Genomic DNA, 19,444 nt, shown 5'->3' with positions numbered 1-19,444 from the left:
GAGCATTAGGCAATGATTTAGGAGTCTATGGTTCTACTCTTGCGCGTTTGTCTGCTTCAATAGGCGCCCTCTAAGAGACCTTAATTAGACAAATCATAACAGGACTAGGAAATGTCAGAATTTAATGAAACTCAGGGTGCCGCCGCACCAGAGGTGAGCGCCAACTGGAGCGGTGTCTTTGCCATGACGCTGTGTGCATTTTTGATGGTGGCCGCAGAGTTTATGCCGGTCAGTTTGCTGACGCCAATGGCCGCTGAGCTGATGGTGACCGAAGGTGCAGTAGGGCAAGGCATTGCGATTTCTGGCCTATGTGCTCTGTTGGTAGCGCTTAGCGTATCCTCGCTGACACGCAAACTGGACCGCAAGTTAGTGCTGTTAGGGCTGACTGCGGTGATGTTTGTCTCAAGCTTGCTGGTTGCGCTGGCCACCAATTACATCATGTACATGGCGGGGCGCGCGTTAGTTGGTGTGGCTTTAGGCGGTTTTTGGTCTATGTCTGCGGCGGCGGCCATGCGATTGGTGCCAGCGGAGAAAGTGCCTAAAGCGTTGGCGGTATTTAATGGCGGTAATGCCTTAGCCATGGTCTTGGCCGCACCTTTGGGCAGTTTATTAGGTGCGCTGGTTAGCTGGCGCGGAGCGTTTTTCTTCTTGGTGCCGGTGGCACTGGCGGCGTTTATTTGGCAATGGGTCAGTCTGCCAAGCATGGCCTCGGATGGTAAAGCGACTAAGCTGCATCATATTTTTCGCCCGATGAAGCGCCTAGAAGTCGCGGTTGGCTTTTGTGCCACAGCGTTATTATTTATGGGGCAGTTTACGCTGTATACCTACATTCGACCTTTTCTTGAGATCGAAACCGGTGTCAGTGAAAGCGTGCTGACCGTCGTACTCCTGATGATCGGTGTAGCAGGTTTTATCGGTACCACCTTGATCAGCCGTTTCTTGGGTAAAGGTTTATTTTACACGCTGATGATTATGCCCATTATTTTGGCTATTTGTGCGGTGCTTTTGATTGAGCTGGGGGCGCAACAATGGGTAGTAATGCCAGTGCTGTTCGTCTGGGGCTTAATCGCCACATCGGCACCTGTTGGTTGGTGGACATGGGTCGCTAAAACCATGCCTGATGACGCTGAAGCAGGCGGTGGCCTCATGGTCGCAATCGTTCAGTTGGCCATTGGCCTTGGCTCGACCGTGGGCGGTGTGCTATTTGACCTATGGGGTTATGAAACTGCGTTTGCGGTTGCAGGCCTGTTGTTACTGATGTCTGGCGTGATGGCGCTTGGGGCGCGATCCATTAATCACCGTCAAGTGCAGCAGCCAGCCTAAGCATGGTTGCCTAGTTATACAAAGCCACTCAACTGAGTGGCTTTTTTTGGACGCTATTAAGATGCTTTGGCGGGTTGGCGCAGTGCTTCGATGTCTTTTTTGGGGGGCAAACCAAAGAAACGCGCGTATTCTCGTGAAAATTGCGATGGGCTCTCGTAACCCACTTGGTAGGTGGCTTCAGAGGCATCTAAGTGCTCAGTGAGCATTAGGCGTCGTGCTTCATTAAGGCGCAGTTTCTTTTGGAACTGTAGCGGTGTCATCGAAGTGATGGCGCGAAAATGGCTATGAAATGCCGACTTGCTCATGCCGCAATATTCTGCCAAATCACTGACACTCAAAGGCTCTGCGTAGTGGCTGTAGAGCCAATCGATGGCGCGCGAAATCTGGTTGCTGTGACTACCAGCGATGGCAATTTGGTACAGCAATTGACCTTGATGAGTTTTGAGCAGACGATAAAAAATCTCACGCTTGATGGCTGGGGCCAAAATCGCAATGCTGTCTGGGTCATCACACAGCTCGATCAAGCGGGTAAAAGCATTCAAAATGGGTTCGTTTAATTGCCCGAGTGCAATCCCTGCCTGCGACTGTTTGCTCTGTTTAAAGCGCAAATCGCTCTCAACGATTAGCTGTGAGATCTCTTTCAGATCCAGTTCCAGCACAATACCGACATAAGGCTCTTCTTCAGAGGCTTCCATAATGTTGGCCGTGACGGGTAGATCAACCGATGAAATCAAAAACTGGCTGGCATCGTAAACATAAGTCTCTTCGCCGAGTAGCACTCGTTTGACCCCTTGGGCGATCAAGCAAATACTAGGCTTCAGCGAATAGTTAGTGGAATCTGTTGGGTGTGTCCAATAATTGATCACCAAACCATCAATTGGCGTCACCAGTTGATTGGCATCTTTGGTAAGAGCGCGGGCAGACGTGGCTAAGCGCTCAAGACCGATAGCGAGCTCTTTGGGTTGAGTAGAGGTCATTTAACTACCTAATCTGTTATCTTCTAATGCTTGCATCATACCCTTTAAATTGTTTTTGTTTCAATTCTATTAGGCAAAAAAATAAGGACGTTAAAATGGCCTTATTTGCATGTTTTTTGATCATTTTATTTGGCTCAAATATAGATTTAGAATTAAATTAATTAAAAATCATGAGGTTATGTCAATATTTTTTTGTGTAAGAAAAAGTCTTAAATCGACATACAGCAACATTCATGACAGGGTTGTGTACAAATAGGCAATAACCCTAGAGGAATAGGCTAACGCTTGATTTGCTCCGCTGGCTATAGTGAATCTCGTTAAACGAAAACACCTATTCAAAAGGAGATTCCGAATGCCAGCGACAGATAACTACATTTTCGAATTAAGCGAAAACGTGACACGTACACCCGTATCCTACAGCACGCGTTATGGAATTTACCTATCTGCAGATTTGTACCTACCAGCAGACTTTGATGAAACCAAACAATATCCAGCCTTGATCGTAGGTGCGCCATACGGCGGTGTAAAAGAGCAGGGGCCTGGCATTTATGCTAACGAACTAGCTCAGCGCGGTTTTGCCGTTTTGGCCTTTGACCCATCTTACAATGGCTACAGCGAAGGTGAGCCGCGTCATCTATCTTCACCAGAAATGTTCTCAGAAGACTTCAGCGCCGGCGTCGACTTTATGGGCACACGCCCGTTTATTGACCGTGATCGCATCGGTGCCATTGGTATTTGTGGCAGTGGTGGTTTTGCCCTCAGCGCAGCTCAAGTGGATCGCCGTTTAAAAGCCATCGCTACAGTCAGCATGTACGACATTTCTCGTATGCATAAATACGGCTTTGGCGACTCTCTGTCAGATGAAGATCGTATTGCTTGGTTGGACCAGCTAGCAGAGCAGCGTTATGAAGATTTTGAAAATGGTCAGCCAGCATTGACCGATCGTGGTGCGCCGCTTGAATGGGATGCTGAAGAGAACCCAATCGGTGCAGAATTTGGTGGCTTCTACTCACGCCCAGTGGGCTACCACCCAAACTCGATCACCCAGTTCACCATGAGCAGTGCTATGTCATTTGTGAACTACGCATTGCTTGATAACATTAAATGGATCAACCCACGTCCGATTCTATTAGTGATCGGTGAGCATGCACATTCGCGTTACTTCAGTGAAGACGTTTACGAAGCGGCTGGCGAAGCCAAAGAGCTACATGTGGTGCCAAATGCCAACCACGTGGATCTTTACCACAAAACAGATTTGATTCCGTTTGATAAGTTAGAAAACTTCTTCAATAGCAGTTTTAACTAATTGTTGCATTAAAGCCCGATCTCAGTGACTGAGTCGGGCTTTTTTGTATGGGCATCGATAAGAGCTCAGCTGTGACAACAGAAGTTCAGAAATTATTAATGAGTATGGCTCATAAGTCTTATTAAGCGTATTTCGTTTCAGATTGTAAATAGATCGTATAGCGTTAACTTTCTTTAGGAGGATGTGATGAACAAAAAAACATTAATAGGATTAGCGTTTTCACTCGCAGCGTCTGCAGGCCATGCAGATTCTATTCAGGAAAACTTGAAGCGGGCCGTGCCAGCGCTAGCACATTACAACGAAAATGTTTTAGAGAAGGATTTATGGCAGCGTGAAGGTCTAACGCCGCGCGATCGCAGTGTGGTATCAGTAGCCACTTTGGTAGCAGCGGGCAAAACAGAAATGTTACCACAAGAGTTTGCTCGCGCTTTAGATAATGGCGTAGAGCCATCTGAGCTGTCAGGCATCGTCACACACTTGGCCTTTTATGCAGGTTGGAACAATGCTCTAGCGGCTGCGGATGAGTTGGCGGATGTGTACGAAGACCGCGATATTGATGCTGACGACCTACCAGGTGCAGATGTTGAGCTGCTACCAATGGACGAAGAATTTGAAGCCGCCCGTGAAAGCAACGTACAAAAGAATTACGCACCAACATCTCAAGGTGTTGCGGATTACACCCGCGAACCTTTGTTCCGCGACGTTTGGCTACGTCCAGACCTAACGCCACGTGATCGCAGCTTGGTCACCGTGAGTTCTTTAGTGGCAAACGGCCAAGCCGAGCAGGTACCATTCCACTTGAATCGCGCACTAGATAACGGCCTGAAGCAGAGCGAAGCGTCAGAAGCGTTGACACAAATGGCGTTTTACGTGAACTGGCCAAATGTCTTCACGGCGATGCCGATCTTCCAAGAAGTGTTTGATAAGCGCGGCAACTAAGCCTGCACGACAGAATTGTTTAACCCTTACGTTAATTTTCAATGGAGCATGATATGAAAAAGCTGATTACCGTCACGATGGTTACCTTGATGGCAGGTTCTGCCTTAGCCGCTGATGTTGAAATCACTCGCGCTGGCACACAAAAAACCGTGATTGGTTCTGACGATCTATTCACAGGCACGTCGATTATCAACCCGGTATTTGCCCCAAATGAGCATCGTGATTTCAGTGCTGGCGAAGTGACATTCCACCCAGGTGCGCGCTCAAATTGGCACACGCACCCAGAAGGTCAAACGCTGGTCATTACCAGTGGAACAGGCTGGACCCAACAAGAAGGTGAAGCTCGCCAAGTGATCAAAGCAGGTGACGTAGTGTGGTGTCCACCAGGTGTTAAGCATTGGCACGGCGCGACCGACACGACGTCTATGACGCACTATGCGATCCAAGCGCAAAACGATGAAGGTTCTGTGGTGGACTGGATGGAGCCAGTGACGGACGAGCAGTACCTAGGCGAATAACATCCGCTTAAGCTTTTTGTGTAGTATTAAATGCCGGTCAAAAGATTTGATCGGCATTTTTTATGAATAAAAGCCCTTGCTGGAGAGAAGTCAGCAAGGGCTTTTTTTGTCAGCACGTGTTGTCGTCAGTACAGCGCTGACCTGTCTAGGCGAAATGCCTATTCAGACTGGGCTTGGCCGCGGTGACGATGATCGCCCGCTAACAAGCAATAGAAGGTGGGTAGCACAAACAAGGTAAATAGCGTACCAACCAACATCCCCATCACCACTACTACGCCAATAGCAAAACGACTGGATGCACCGGCGCCAGCGGCGAGCAACAACGGCACCAAACCCGCTACCATCGCAGCAGTGGTCATCAACACTGGGCGCATACGTACTGCAGCCGAATGACGAATGGCTTCCAGCTTACTCATCTGTTGCTGGATCTGAAGATCATTAGCAAACGACACCATCAAAATACCGTGCTTGGAGATCAGGCCGATCAGCGTGACCAGACCAATCTGAGTGTAGATATTGAGCGTGGTAAAGCCTAAGTAAATCGGGGCTAACGCACCACAGATCGCCAGCGGCACTGTGATCAAAATCACCAGTGGGTCGCGGAAACTTTCAAACTGCGCCGCTAACACCAAGAAAATCACGATCAATGCAAACGCAAAAGAGATCGTCAGTTGATTGCCTTCTTGGACAAACTGGCGGCTGTTGGAAAGCCAATCGACAGTCGTGCCTTCTGGCAGTGGCTGGGATTGCAAGAACTCCACCGCTTGGCCCATGGTGACGCCAGGCATCAATACCGCCGACAAGGTCGCCGAATTCATCTGGTTAAATTGCGGCAGCATATTTGGCTGGGGTTTGACCTCAACCTCAATAACCGTCGACAGTGGCACTAATTCTCCCGAGCCTGTACGGACATAGTACTGGCCTAAGTTATCCGGTGTCAGACGTGCGGATTGTGGCACCTGCGTGATGACATCGTAAGAGCGATCAAACCAGTTAAAGCGGTTGATGTAGTTTTCACCCACCAGAATCGCCAAGGTATCGGCGATCTCGGACATAGAAACACCCATGTCGCCGGCTTTGGCACGATCAATTCGGATATGTGCCTCGGCGCTATCAAACGCTAAATCACTGTCGACAAAAGCAAATAAGCCGCTGCCCCAAGAAGCGCCGACAAGCCCCATGAGTGTTTGATACAGACTGTTAAAATCATCCGTAGAACGAATCACCATTTGCACCGGTAAGCCGCCACTGCCGGCCGGTAACGGGTTATCTTGGAACAGTGAGGTATACACGCCCGTGACGCCGGCAGTTCTGCCTGCTAGCTCATTTTGAATATCATCGGCAGTGCGCTCACGTTCGGCCCATTCATCCAAAATAATACCGCCAAAGCCAATGTTGGCGTTGGCGCCACCGATGGCAAAGAAACTGCCGCTAAATTCGGGGATTTGCGCAAAGATAGCATCGACCTCGGCGCTGTAGCGTTCGGTGTAATCGACATTGGCGTATTGTGGCGCTTTGGTTTGGGCAAACACATAGCCCATGTCTTCAGGTGGGGCCAGCTCTTGCTCCGAGCCCAAAAACAGCATCACGATGCCTGCCATGATGGCGATGCCGGCAAACACGATCGCCGTTCGCGCTTTAAGCGTTGCATCCAGTAATCTACTATAGCGACGCGTTAGGCCGCCCATGTAGCCTTCTACCCACTGCGCAAGCTTAGCTTCGGATTGTTTAGCGCTTAATAGCTTACCGCTCATCATCGGCGATAAGGTCAGCGCGACCACACCGGATACAATGACGGAACCTGCAAGGGTAAAAGCAAACTCACGGAATAGCGCACCCGTAAGACCGCCCATCAAGCCAATCGGCGCATAAACCGCCGCCAAAGTGATGGTCATCGAAATCACGGGGCCGATGATTTCACGGGCTCCGACAATGGCCGCTTTCATAGGCTTAAGCCCTTCTTCGATATGGCGGTGAATGTTTTCCACCACCACGATGGCGTCGTCTACTACTAGGCCAATGGCTAACACCATCGCCAGCAATGTCAGTAGATTCAAAGAGAAACCAAACGCCAACATTAAGGCAGCGGTGCCTAACAAAGATAACGGAATCGTGATCACGGGAATGATCACCGCGCGGAAGGTGCCTAAAAATAAGAAGATCACCACGATTACAATGATCACCGCTTCGATTAGAGTGTGTTCCACTTCTTCGATCGATGCGTTGACAAAGTGCGCCACATCAAAGCGGTTAATGACTTCAAGGCCTGGTGGCGCCGCTTGTTGAATATCCGGAAGCAGGGCGTTAATGGTGTCGACGATCTCCAGCGGGTTGCCATCTGGCGTCGGCGAAATAGCGATAAATACCGCGCTGGTGCCATCGGCAATGGCCGCAGAGTCATAGTTTTGGGCTCCAAGCTCAATAGTGGCCACGTCTGACAAGCGCACGATACCTGCTTCGCCATCTTTGATCACCATCTCGCGAAAGGCATCCATATCCTGCAAGTCAGTGGCGGCGGTGATATTAATGGCGGTATTGCTGCCTTTTAATTGGCCTGGCGACGCTTGGATATTATTGCTACGCAGTACGGCGGCAATATCGCTGGCGGTCATGTTGCGTGCTGCAAGCTTAACTGGATCGACCCAGATACGCATGGCGTATGAGGCGCCACCGGTCATCTGCGCCGATGCCACCCCCGAGACAGACGTGATCAACGGCAGTGCCACACGGTCGGCAAAGTCGACAATCTGCGATGCATTTAACGCATCGCTTTTAAAAGCAATGTATTGAATCGCTGAAGCGCCATCGGTGATTTTGGCGATCACGGGATCGGCCACGCCTTCGGGCAATCGGTATTTAACGGTCTGAACTTTGGACAAAATCTCGGTCATCGAGCGGTCCGCGTCGGCGTTCAGCACCAGTTTGGCTGAAATATGGCTTTTGCCCTGTTTTGACGTAGAAGTAATGTACTCAATGCCGCTAGCGGTCGAGATCGCTTGCGCAATGGGCGTGGTGACAAACCCTTGCATCATATCCTGAGTGGCACCAGGCAACGCGGTATCGATGGTGATGGTCGCGCTTTCCATCTTGGGATACTGACGGATTTGTAGGTTATACGCTGCGCTTAAGCCGATCAGCAAAATCAGCAAGCTGACCACCACCGAAAGGATAGGGCGGTTAATAAAAATGTCTGTGAAGCGCATGCTTATTGCTCCTCACCCTGAATAAGCTCAGTCACGGTCACTTCGGCCCCCGGCTGCAGACGGTTTTGTCCGACGGTGACAATCACATCATTGGCTTGTAAGCCTGAGCGAATCAAAATTTGCTCGCCGATGCGCTCGCCCACTTCGACAGGAACGACCTCGGCGTTACCTTGTTCAGTAGCGTTGTCACCGCGCACTACCGTTACCATATGACCTTGAGCGGACGTTTGCACGGCGGTATTGGGCACAACAATGGCGGCCTCGCGGGTATCGATGGCGAGCGCTACATTGACGTACATGCCAGGGCGAAGCGTTTGTTCGCGATTGTCCAACAGTGCCTGCACGCGGATGTTACGAGTATTGGCATTCACCTGTGGTTCGACCGCATTGACGTATGCGGTGAAGGTTTGCTCTGGATAAGCGTCTGAGGTGAGCGTCACTTCGGCGTTTTGCTGTAACGCCGCAAGATGTTGCTGTGGAATGGAAAACTCCACATAGAGCTTATCTAGAGCGGTTAACGATACCACGGCTTCGCCAGGGTTAATGTACTGACCTAGATTCACTTGGCGAATGCCAAGCTCTCCGGTAAAAGGCGCGACGATTTGTTTTTGGCGCAATTGCGCTTCTAGGCGTGTGACTTCGGCGGCGGCTTGATCATAAGTAGAGCGGCGCATTTGCAAAGCATCGAGTGGTTCAACGCCAGTACGATTAAGCTTCTCGGTGCGCTGTAATTGGCTTTGGGCAAAGCGCACATTGGCTTTGGCGGAGGCGAGCGCCGCTTGCTCAGGCGCCGAGTTAAGTTGCAGCAATAATGCGCCTTGGTCGACGCTTTGCCCCGATTCAAAGTTGATCGCCTGTACTCGTCCTGCCATTTCAGGTGACAGCATGACTTGTTGTACTGCGGTTAGGGAGCCAATCGCTTCAAGGGTTAAGGGCAGGGCTTGTGGTGTGACTTGCATGGCCGTCACGGGGACTGCTTGCGGCTGCCAGCCAGAGGCTTGGCTTTGTCCAGCGTGCTTAAAATAATAAAGGCTGCCAAATACTCCCAGTACAATCACAGCGACGATCACAAAGGCTATTTTGGGCGTTGAGCGGTTGATTTCCAGTGGCTCATTGTTGCAATCATGTTGACTCACAATGCACCTCCTGACGCGGCAATAGCGGCTTTGCTGTACGACTTAACTAACGCATCCAAGCGAGTCGACCGTTGTAGAGGGCGTATTACAACGCGTATGAATAAAGGAGAGATAAGGCGTTTCACGTCGGCTCCAAATGTAAAAAATAAGCAATAAAATGCACTTGCCAGTGCAAGCCGACAGCAATAATATGACCTCAAGTATACTTGAGGTCAATAGGTTTTTTTCATGTCTGAAGATAAATCTTTAAGTGTTGGCGAAGTCGCGAAACGTGCGGGTGTAAACGTCTCGACGCTGCACTTCTATGAACAAAAAGGCTTAATCGAAAGTCGCCGCAATGCCGGTAATCAAAGGCGCTATGACCGTGGTGTACTGAGGCGCATCGCGATTATCCGCATCGCCCAACGAGCCGGTATTTCGCTGGCACTAATCAAAACCCATTTGGACAGCTTGCCTAAAAAGCGCATTACCGTAGAAGAGTGGCGTGTATTGAGTGCCGAGTGGCAGGCAATGCTGACCGACCGTATTCAAACACTGACGGCGCTGCGGGATGAGATGGAGAGCTGCATTGGCTGTGGCTGCTTGTCGCTGGATGACTGTCCATTGCGTAACCCAGATGATATCTATGCCGCGCAGGGCGCTGGGGCACAGTTACTATCGTTACCTGAGGCGCCAGACTCATGAGTTTGAGTCATAAGTTTGTTCTGTCTTTTCACATTATCGCCCAGACGAACTTTGCTATCATCGCCGCTTCTAAAACGGATATTAAAGTTATGTCATGCGTCGATTAAAGCGTACCCTAGTTCTCTTAGTTGTATTAGTAGCTGTGTTAGCCGTAGCAGTGTGGGGCTATCTGCAGCAACCACAATTTGTCGATCCCATTGTTCCAGCACCTGAAGCCAGTGAGCACTACGACGATGGGCTGTTTCATAATCACCCAGAGGTGCCAGTCTCAACGTCGGACCAAAGTCAGTTTGAGCTGTTTTACAATTTTCTGTTTAACGAAGTCAAAGATGCGGTGCCGAGTAAGCCGTTGCCTTCTGATAAAACCGACTTAAAAGCCTTGTCACCAGACGCTAACGTGATCGTGTGGATGGGGCATTCGTCCTATTTCATGCAGTTCGATGGGCATACGTTCTTAATTGATCCTGTGTTTAGCGACTATGCTTCGCCTGTGCCGGGTACGAATAAAGCTTTCCCTGGAACCAATATTTATGCTGCTGAAGACCTTCCTGAGATCGATTATTTATTGATTTCCCATGATCACTGGGATCACTTAGATTTACCGACCCTTGAAGGCCTGCGCGATAAAGTTGATCAAGTAATAGCACCACTTGGTGTTGGCTCGTATTTAACCCAATGGGGCTTTAACGAAGCGCAAGTGTTCCAAGGCGACTGGTACGACACCTTTAGTGATGGTGCGGTTGACATTCACCTAGTGCCATCAGTGCATTTCTCTGGTCGACTATTGCAGCGTAATCAGACGTTGTGGGCCGGTTTTGCCATTATGACGCCAGAGCGAAAGCTGCTTTACAGTGGCGATACGGGGTATGGCGATCACTTTAAAGAGATTTATGAGCGCTTAGGCGGTTTTGATTTGGCGATCTTAGAAGATGGCCAATACGACCCGAATTGGGCCAATATCCATATGTCTCCTGAGCAAGCGGCACAAGCGGCGCTTGATGTCGATGCCCAAGCGGTGCTGGCTGCACACAACAGTAAGTTTAAGCTTGCCCACCATAGCTGGTACGACCCGCTAGAGCGTATTAGCCAAGCCTCACAAGACAAGCCTTATCGCATGCTAACGCCCATGATCGGTGAACGTGTGGATCTAGATAATGACGCGCAAACTTTCCAAGACTGGTGGCGCCAGCGTTAACGCGCAAGACACTTAGCAAGCACTTCTTAAAACGCCCATTTGGGCGTTTTTTTTGTTTTCTGTCATCAAAGGCGATGCCAACTGGTGTTAGAAATGTGTAGGAAAGCACGGATTGTTGAAGCTTTGTGGTGGTAATTAGAAATACCTATCAAAACTATATGAAATGGATATTTTATTAATTTTTTCCAAGGCACTATGTTTAAAAGACTGAAACAGCAAAGCTAAGTGATCTTAGTGTTGCTTCATAGCGTACACACATGAATGATCTATATTGAATAGATCGATGGTGAGTGGAAGCCATAACATTATAAAAGTTAAAGGAGTCTAGACGTGAGCCAGAATAACGCACCAGCAGGAAAATGTCCGGTCATGCACGGTAGCCATACTGAAACGGGAACGTCCGTTATGGAGTGGTGGCCAAAAGCTTTGAATCTTGACATCTTGCACCAGCACGATCGCAAAACCGATCCCTTTGGTGAAGACTTCGACTACGCCGAAGAATTCAAAAAAATTAATCTTGAAGAGCTGAAAGCAGATCTTAAGGCCTTGATGACACAGAGCCAAGATTGGTGGCCAGCGGACTGGGGTCACTATGGTGGCTTAATGATCCGTATGGCGTGGCACTCTGCAGGTAGCTACCGTGTCGCCGATGGCCGCGGTGGTGCCAATACCGGTAACCAGCGTTTCGCTCCGCTAAATAGCTGGCCAGATAATGGCAATTTGGACAAAGCACGTCGCTTGTTATGGCCGATTAAGAAGAAATACGGCAATAAATTGTCTTGGGCCGATCTGATGATCCTTGCCGGTAATATGGCCTACGAGAGCATGGGCTTTAAAACCTTTGGTTTCGCGGGTGGCCGTGAAGATATTTGGCATCCAGAAAAAGACACCTACTGGGGCTCTGAGCGTGAATGGCTGGCGACGTCAGACAATGAAAATAGCCGCTACTCAGGCCAACGTGATCTTGAAAACCCACTGGCGTCAGTGATGATGGGTCTAATCTACGTTAACCCTGAAGGTGTTGATGGTAACCCAGATCCACAAGCCACGGCGCACGACATCCGTGAAACGTTCGGCCGTATGGCAATGAACGATGAAGAGACGGTTGCTCTGACTGCGGGTGGCCACACGGTTGGTAAAACCCACGGTAATGGTAATCCAGATGACTTAGGCCCAGAGCCAGAAGGTGCAGACCTTGATGAGCAAGGCCTAGGCTGGAACAACAAAGTAGGTCGCGGGATCGGTCGTGATGCGGTGACCAGTGGTCTAGAAGGTGCTTGGACGACTAATCCAACACAATTCGACATGGGCTATTTTGATATGCTCCTAGACCACGAGTGGCAAAGTGTTAAGAGCCCTGCGGGCGCTTGGCAGTGGGAGCCAGTGGACATCAAAGAAGAAGACAAACCTGTCGATGTCGAAGACCCAAGCATTCGTTGTAACCCAATGATGACGGATGCGGACATGGCGATGAAGGTCGACCCAGAATATCGCAAGATCATGGATCACTTCCGTGCCAACCCTGAATACTTCAAAGATGTCTTTGCACGCGCTTGGTTCAAACTGACGCACCGTGATCTAGGGCCAAAAAGCCGTTATTTAGGTGCTGATGTACCTGCAGAAGACTTGATCTGGCAAGATCCGATCCCAGCACCAGAATACGTACCGAACGAAACAGATGTGCTAGAGCTTAAGCGTAAAGTTCTCGATGCAGGCTTGCCGATCGAAGAGTGGGTAGCCACCGCGTGGGACAGCGCACGTACCTTCCGTGGCTCAGATTACCGTGGTGGTGCCAATGGCGCGCGAATTCGTTTAGCACCACAAAAAGACTGGCCTGCTAACGAGCCAGAGCGTCTTGAAAAAGTACTATCGGTACTGGAAGGCATTCGCAATGATTTCGGCAAGCCAGTAAGCATGGCGGATATGATTGTCTTAGCGGGTAGTGCAGCCGTAGAGAAAGCAGCGCGTGATGCAGGCTTTGATGTGGCGGTTCCTTTTACACCAGGCCGTGGTGATGCAACACAAGAAATGACCGAAATCGATTCGTTTGAGTACCTAGAGCCACAACATGATGGTTTCCGTAACTGGCTAAAAGCCGATTACGCAGTGCAACCAGAAGAAATGTTGTTGGATCGTGCTCAACTTATGGGTCTAACGGCTCCAGAGATGACCGTATTGATCGGTGGTATGCGTGCTTTGGCGACAAACCACGGTGCTAGCCATCATGGTGTATTTACTGATCGTCCTGGCCAGTTAACCAATGATTTCTTCGTCAACCTAACGGACATGAATTACACATGGAAGCCAACGGGTAAAAACTCCTACGACATCTGTGATCGTAAAACCGGAGACAAGAAGTGGACAGCTACTCGTGTTGACCTAGTGTTTGGTTCAAACTCTATCTTGCGTGCTTACGCTGAAGTGTATGCACAGGACGATAGCCAGGAGAAGTTTGTTAAAGACTTTGCCAAAGCTTGGGTCAAAGTTATGGATGCAGATCGCTTTGATGTGAAATAAGCGTAACCTGCTTTAAAGCAAAAAGCCCCAGCATTGCTGGGGCTTTTTTATGGGCAACTCTTATGAGCTATGTATTAAGTGTTAAAGCTTAGTTTTAAACTCTTCCACCGCGTCCACGACTTGCTGTGCACCGCGTTGAATCGCGTGAATCACCACGCCTGCTTCGCTAGACAGCTCGTGACCTTCACGTGCTTTCTTCAGATTGCCTTCGATGAGTCCGACAGCTTGTTCGGTAAGCTGTTTGTTCTCAGAAACGACCTCAATAATTTGCTCGGTCGCCGTGCTGGTACGTTGTGCTAATTGTCGTACTTCGTCGGCCACCACCGCAAAGCCACGACCTTGTTCGCCGGCACGCGCCGCTTCAATGGCAGCGTTCAATGCCAAAAGGTTGGTTTGATCAGCGATACCGCGGATGCTTTCCACCAGTTCAGCGACCTTGATAGATTGCTTCTCTAATGCGCCGATGCCTTCGCTGGCTTTAGTCATCTGTTGCTGTAGCTCTTCCATCTTGGCGATGGTGGAGTTAATGACCTGAATGCCTTGCTTAGTCTGAGCGTCAGTTTCTTGCGATACGTTGTAAGCGATATCAGATGCCTCGGCGATCGCACGCTCACGCTGCACTTCTTCTGTGATTACGCTGGCAAATTTGGCAACTTTATACAGTTCGCCATCGTCGTCGTGAATCGGGTTGTAAGTTGCCTCAAGCCAGACGGTGTTGCCGTGGCTATCAACGCGATGCACGCGACCAGAGAAAAACTTACCAGATCTTAATGTGTGCCAAAAATGCTCATAGTCTGGAGAGTTGACTTCTTCAGGCGTGCAAAACATACGGTGGTGTTTGCCTAGGATTTGGTTTTTCTTATAGCCCATGCCTTTGAGGAAGTTATCGTTGGCATCCAAAATGACGCCATCTAGACTGAATTCGATGACGGCTTGAGAGCGATCAAGTGCCGCCAACATATCTTGTTGTTGGCGTGACTCGGTGATTGTGCGAGTAAGCTCTGCAGCATAGACATGTAGGCGCTTACCATCGTTGTATGGCGTCGGTTGCATGATAATGCGGTACCATTGTTCAACGCCTTGTTTGTCGGTTAGCTGCAGGGCACCATGCCAGTGTTTGTTTTGATGTAGGGCGTTAATGAAGTCCTGTGTGTGTTTACGGCGTTTGGCCTTTGGGTCGACCAATCGCTCAATGTTTTGTAATTCTGATTTGGTGAAACCAGAAGAGCGAAGAAACAAGTCGTTACATTCGAGAATAGTGCCATTCGCATCAAGTGCGATAAAAAGCATCTCATTTTCAAGATCTTGTTGGGCGTCTTTAAACCCTTTGAGTTCCGACTCAAGTTGGGCTATTTGGTCTTTCATCTTACTAGAACGGAATAGCATATATGGTTCCTAGGGTGCGCTCAGCACGGTAAGTTAACAACAGACTCAATCCCTGACATATCTCTTATTATTAAAGCGTATATATACCTTAAAATTCCGATAAATCATCAAAAATTGTGCACTCGTCCTTGTGCGTTTTACAAAAAACAACATTCCTGTTTTTGTCAGTTACATATTGATTCAATTTTCTAGCTTCTATATACGTAGCACAGCTAGACTTGGATCTCCAAGAACTATAGGTAAATTTTCTGGCTGATTTCGAAGTCGCGTATTCTAAACATAGATGCCCAAGCAAGTTTTGATCTAAATTAAGTCGGCTTGCATAAGCTGGCAGTGAGAGTGGGTGCAGATTGAAGCGGGCTGTGTTTTAATAGCGTTGCTCGCTGTATGACTGAGGTAATAATGAACAATCGTTTACTAACCCATGTACCGAAATTTGTAGGCTTTGTCGTGTTGCTGGCGTCGGTCAGTCACGCCCAAGCCCAAGTAGAAGATGAGTGCACGGCAAAGCTTGAAAAGTATTTAACGACGTTGCGTGACAATGTGGCTTCTGACTATATCTCGCCACGTCAGCAAGAAGCCTCGCAAAAGCTGATCGATAAAGCTGCACGTTTGCGTGCGAATGAAGAGTACACCTACACCGACTGTGCGGTGTTTGATAAGTTGCTGTTTTAGAATAAACGAACGGTTAAAACGAAAAAGCTGGCCTGGCGCCAGCTTTTTTTATGCCTGTATTGTTTGATGTCTAGTACACCATGCGCAGTTGCTTGGCTTTTTCATGGCTGTTAGCGGTCCATTCGGTGATGGGGCAGGGCTTACCGAAGTAATAGCCTTGTAGAGTGTCACAGCCGAGCCCAAATAAGAGGTTGGCTTGTTCGCGCGTTTCAATGCCTTCGGCAATGACATTCATATTGAGCGACTTGGCTAATTGAATGGTCGATTTAACGATGTCTAAATGGCGTGAATCATCTGGCAACGGGGCTACAAAACGGCGATCGATTTTCAGAATATTAGCCGGGATATCGATCAGTTGACCAAGCGACGCTTGCCCAGTGCCAAAGTCGTCGATGGCGATCGAGTAGCCATACTGAGACAAGGTGCGCAAACGCTTATGAATCAGTGGATGCGTCATTACGGCGCTGGTCTCTGTGATTTCAAGCTCCAGCATATCGCTTAGCCAAGGGTGCTCTGAGGTCATCGACATTAAAAGCGCGAAAAAGGCATCGTTCATCAACTCTTGCCCAGCCAAGTTAAAGGCAATCGGCGTGCGTATTTGTTCTTTGTGCCATTCGGCCAAGACATCGACCAGTTGACGTATTAAGCCTTCTGCCAATTTAGGTAGCAAACCAAGTTCTTCCGCCAGCTTGATAAACACAATCGGAGAAACATAAGCGCCGTCTTTAAGCTGCCAGCGCGCCAGGGCCTCAAACGAACGGATCTCGCCACCGCCAATCACTTGTGGCTGCAGCCACAGCTGAATGTCTTTATTTTTCACCGCTTCGCCCAACGCTAGGCCGAGCTTATGTTCTTGGATAAGTTTGGATTCAAGCTGCTGATCAAAAAATGCAATACGCTCAGCGGAAGTCGAATACTCGAGCGCCATTTCACAATGCTCAAGTAGCTCTTCGGCCGTTTCATTGGCATTTTGGTAATAGCTGATGCCGATCTGATAGTCGATGTTGAGTAAGTCTTGGCCGATGCGGATTTGGTCTGGTAACACGTTTTTGATCAGCAGGCGTAAATTACGTTGGATCAAGTGCGTCTGACCAATCGGCATAAAACAGGCGAACTTCACACCGCGCAAACGACTGGTAATGGTCTGATCTGAAAGACGCGCTTGCAGAGTCTTAGCAAAATTTAGAATCACACGGTTGGATTGCTCACGGCCGTACTGTTTGTTCAGCAATTTAAACTGACTGATACGGATGATAAACATCGCGCCAGTGTAGTATTCACTGGCTTCACGCAGTTGGCGGTTGACCAACTTACAAAAGTTCTGGTGATTAGGTAGGCGCGTCAACGAGTCAAAGTGCGCCAGGCGTGAGTTAGTTTGCTGGGTTGTCTCTAGCTCTTCGGTCAAGGCGCGTAAGTGGGTCACATCTTGTAGATGCAAAACATAATAGCCATGAGTGGTCAGCGCAGAGCGGTGCACTTCTAAAAAGCTGCTGGCGTTATCTTTAAAAACACACTCTGAGGCGTTCTTTTGCCAAAAGAAGCGGTTGTTCGTATCCGACGTAGAGTGGACCCAGTCATTAATTCTTGTGCCTTCAATACGCTGGCGAGCATCTTCTGGGAACAACTCTCGAGCATGCTGGTTAAGCTTTAAAATCTGCCCTTTACGGTCACACAATAACGTCGGCGTGCCCGTATGCTCAAAGATTTCTTCGTATAGCGCGGAGTGATGATTAAGTTGCTCTGCCAAGCTTTTTAAGCGCGCAATGGTGATGTGCAAGGTATTTAACACGCGTGAAAAGGCCAGCGGCAAGGCGACATTGAGCAAGGCGAAAGCGGCGAAGTGATAGTGCAGTGAGGTAATTTGGCTAGGATCCGTTAGATATTGGCTCAAGGTGCCTGTGTCATGTAAGCCTAATGCCAAGGCACCGACGTTGGCGCCGCTGGCGATCATCGAGGCTTTGAAGCTATAAAAGATACGGATAATCAGCGGGATGGAATACAGCGCCAATAGAGCGAAGTAATAACCGTTGGTGTTGTCTGAAAGACACAACAAACCAACGCCTGTGACGGCTAACACCCCACAAAAGGCAGCCGCCACCCACTTTAGATAGTACTGACTTAATAGCAGTAATACGCCACATAATATGACATAGGACGAGCTGATCAGAGAAATCAGTAGATGTGACTCACTGCGACCGATGAAAAACAGGCTATGCAGGGCAAATGCGCTAAATGCCAGCAATGCAATCGCCAGCATAATACGCAAAGCGCTGGTGCGGAATGGCTCCGCATCAGCGCTTTCATGTTCGGCATCATCGATCAGAAAAAAATGTCTTAAAAGGTTTAAAAACATCAAACTACTACAATAAGAATGAAAAAATAGGTTGCATCAATTGTGCACCTATTGTTTCAACCATACCTAAAAAAAAGGCGTCTTACCATCCTGATAATGATGCATTTTTGTTAAATTATATAGCTAAATCAATGCGTCGCAGATGATTGTCCCACTTCACCTCAGCTAATTGATTTAGCATGCTTATTTGGTGATCACGTGGACGACTCAGTAGTTGCTTACCGGTACCGCTGGTCATGACAAATTCACCGGTATTGGCAGTGGCGACTAGGCCACATACATCGCGGCAATTATCCACCCGCAGGAACGCACCGCTGGCGACATCCCAATAAGCGACAAAGCCACCCCGTGGTGTGCTGATCGCTAAGGTCTCACCGCTTTTATCAAAGCAGACGCTGCCGCAGTACTGCTTAAAGCGCATGCGCACGGGCTCGGGCATGTCCAGATAAGTAAACTCGTTTGAATCCTGGCGCGAAAGCGCTACCAGAGGTACGTTTTCCCACAGTTCCCCTTGGTACTGAAAGCCAAGTGCCACGACGCCATCTTGATTGACGTCCAAGTGGCGCACACTCAGCTTATGCAGCTCTGGCGCATGGTTCACTTGCTGTAACACGCGGCCATCACTGAGCGATAAATAGGTCGCATTAGGTGCCATGGTTTCAAGGTTTAGAATCTCGCGATCGTTATCTGGGTGCGTTTTAAGCCCGCCATTAGCAATCACCAGAGTGTCTTGATTCATCAGCACTGACTCGTGCGGACCGATACCACCGCTGTCGTACTCGGCCAAAATCTCGGCGCTCGGCCAAGCACGAATCACGATTTTGCCTTGCCCGGTCGGGTAGTGGTTTTCTTGTGTGATCAGCTTGTGACCATCTTGGGTAAACACCGCATGGCCGTAGAAATGATGCTCTTTGGTCGGCTCAATACGCTTCACTTGTTCGCCGTTAAGTGGATTAAAGAAATCCATGTAAAAACCAGGGCGACGGGCTACCGCGCCGACTACCGAGTGTGTCGGATGTACCACTGGCGCATGAGCGCGCTTAGGTAGCGCCATAGACCACAGCATCTTACCGTTGGCCGCAAACGCTCCGATAAAGTGCTCCGTTTGGCTTTTAGAAAAAGCTGAGAAATACAGTTCGCCCTGTGCGGCCACAGGCACTGCCGATGCCCAAGTAGGGATCGACAGTGCCGCCAAAGACGAAGCCAAAAATGCGCGTCGACTTAAGCCCATA

The 19,444-nt window shown here is 49.2% G+C and carries 14 protein-coding genes; 8 read left to right on the top strand and 6 right to left on the bottom strand.

What is annotated here, in order from left to right; all coding sequences use genetic code 11:
- The first annotated feature begins 111 nt into the window (after positions 1 to 111).
- Positions 112 to 1,323 (top strand): MFS transporter, encoded by a 1,212-nt coding sequence (locus tag JQX58_RS04895; protein ID WP_204145677.1) that lies wholly within the window; start codon positions 112 to 114, stop codon positions 1,321 to 1,323.
- A 56-nt stretch (positions 1,324 to 1,379) separates the two neighbouring features.
- Here JQX58_RS04895 and JQX58_RS04890 read toward each other — a convergent pair whose 3' ends face one another.
- Positions 1,380 to 2,300, bottom strand: coding sequence for an AraC family transcriptional regulator (locus tag JQX58_RS04890; protein WP_204145676.1), 921 nt, complete (start codon positions 2,298 to 2,300; stop codon positions 1,380 to 1,382).
- Positions 2,301 to 2,652: 352 nt separating this feature from the next.
- On the opposite strand from JQX58_RS04890, the gene JQX58_RS04885 reads away from it, so the two are divergent.
- The 3 genes from JQX58_RS04885 (at position 2,653) to JQX58_RS04875 (ending at position 5,063) form a co-directional block, all read left to right on the top strand.
- Positions 2,653 to 3,606, top strand: a complete 954-nt coding sequence (locus JQX58_RS04885; RefSeq protein WP_204145675.1) for an alpha/beta hydrolase — start codon at positions 2,653 to 2,655, stop codon at positions 3,604 to 3,606.
- A 186-nt stretch (positions 3,607 to 3,792) separates the two neighbouring features.
- Positions 3,793 to 4,545: a carboxymuconolactone decarboxylase family protein gene (locus JQX58_RS04880; RefSeq protein ID WP_204145674.1), complete on the top strand. Its 753-nt coding sequence runs from the start codon at positions 3,793 to 3,795 to the stop codon at positions 4,543 to 4,545.
- Between the two features lie 53 nt (positions 4,546 to 4,598).
- On the top strand, positions 4,599 to 5,063 hold the full coding sequence (locus JQX58_RS04875) for a (R)-mandelonitrile lyase (protein ID WP_239090142.1): 465 nt from the start codon (positions 4,599 to 4,601) through the stop codon (positions 5,061 to 5,063).
- Between the two features lie 158 nt (positions 5,064 to 5,221).
- Here the strand turns inward: JQX58_RS04875 and JQX58_RS04870 are convergent, their stop codons facing one another.
- Positions 5,222 to 8,266, bottom strand: coding sequence for an efflux RND transporter permease subunit (locus JQX58_RS04870; RefSeq protein WP_204145673.1), 3,045 nt, complete (start codon positions 8,264 to 8,266; stop codon positions 5,222 to 5,224).
- Between the two features lie 2 nt (positions 8,267 to 8,268).
- Positions 8,269 to 9,402: an efflux RND transporter periplasmic adaptor subunit gene (locus JQX58_RS04865; protein WP_204145672.1), complete on the bottom strand. Its 1,134-nt coding sequence runs from the start codon at positions 9,400 to 9,402 to the stop codon at positions 8,269 to 8,271.
- Between the two features lie 228 nt (positions 9,403 to 9,630).
- Here JQX58_RS04865 and soxR point away from each other — a divergent pair, with 228 nt between their 5' ends.
- The 3 genes from soxR (at position 9,631) to katG (ending at position 13,798) form a co-directional block, all read left to right on the top strand.
- Entirely contained in the window at positions 9,631 to 10,086 is a 456-nt protein-coding gene (gene soxR / locus JQX58_RS04860) for a redox-sensitive transcriptional activator SoxR (RefSeq protein WP_204145671.1), read from the top strand.
- Between the two features lie 94 nt (positions 10,087 to 10,180).
- Positions 10,181 to 11,281, top strand: a complete 1,101-nt coding sequence (locus tag JQX58_RS04855) for an MBL fold metallo-hydrolase (RefSeq protein WP_204145670.1) — start codon at positions 10,181 to 10,183, stop codon at positions 11,279 to 11,281.
- Positions 11,282 to 11,611: 330 nt separating this feature from the next.
- Positions 11,612 to 13,798: a catalase/peroxidase HPI gene (katG, locus tag JQX58_RS04850; RefSeq protein WP_204145669.1), complete on the top strand. Its 2,187-nt coding sequence runs from the start codon at positions 11,612 to 11,614 to the stop codon at positions 13,796 to 13,798.
- Between the two features lie 81 nt (positions 13,799 to 13,879).
- On the opposite strand, the gene JQX58_RS15625 is transcribed toward katG, so the two are convergent.
- Entirely contained in the window at positions 13,880 to 15,184 is a 1,305-nt protein-coding gene (locus JQX58_RS15625) for a methyl-accepting chemotaxis protein (RefSeq protein WP_204145668.1), read from the bottom strand.
- 402 nt (positions 15,185 to 15,586) lie between these two features.
- On the opposite strand from JQX58_RS15625, the gene JQX58_RS04840 reads away from it, so the two are divergent.
- Complete coding sequence (locus JQX58_RS04840; protein ID WP_204145667.1) at positions 15,587 to 15,859, top strand: hypothetical protein; 273 nt, start codon at positions 15,587 to 15,589, stop codon at positions 15,857 to 15,859.
- A 70-nt stretch (positions 15,860 to 15,929) separates the two neighbouring features.
- Here the strand turns inward: JQX58_RS04840 and JQX58_RS04835 are convergent, their stop codons facing one another.
- Complete coding sequence (locus JQX58_RS04835) at positions 15,930 to 18,212, bottom strand: bifunctional diguanylate cyclase/phosphodiesterase (RefSeq protein ID WP_204145666.1); 2,283 nt, start codon at positions 18,210 to 18,212, stop codon at positions 15,930 to 15,932.
- Positions 18,213 to 18,327: 115 nt separating this feature from the next.
- The gene (locus JQX58_RS04830; protein WP_204145665.1) at positions 18,328 to 19,443 is read right to left on the bottom strand and encodes a DUF1513 domain-containing protein; all 1,116 of its coding nucleotides are present in this window, start codon (positions 19,441 to 19,443) and stop codon (positions 18,328 to 18,330) included.
- Position 19,444 lies beyond the last annotated feature (1 nt).

Origin of the sequence: Marinomonas ostreistagni, from assembly GCF_016888445.1 — a bacterium.
Classification (GTDB): Bacteria; Pseudomonadota; Gammaproteobacteria; order Pseudomonadales; family Marinomonadaceae; genus Marinomonas; species Marinomonas ostreistagni.
The sequence above is the reverse complement of the archived record's forward strand: the minus strand, read 5'-3'. Positions and strand labels throughout refer to the sequence as shown.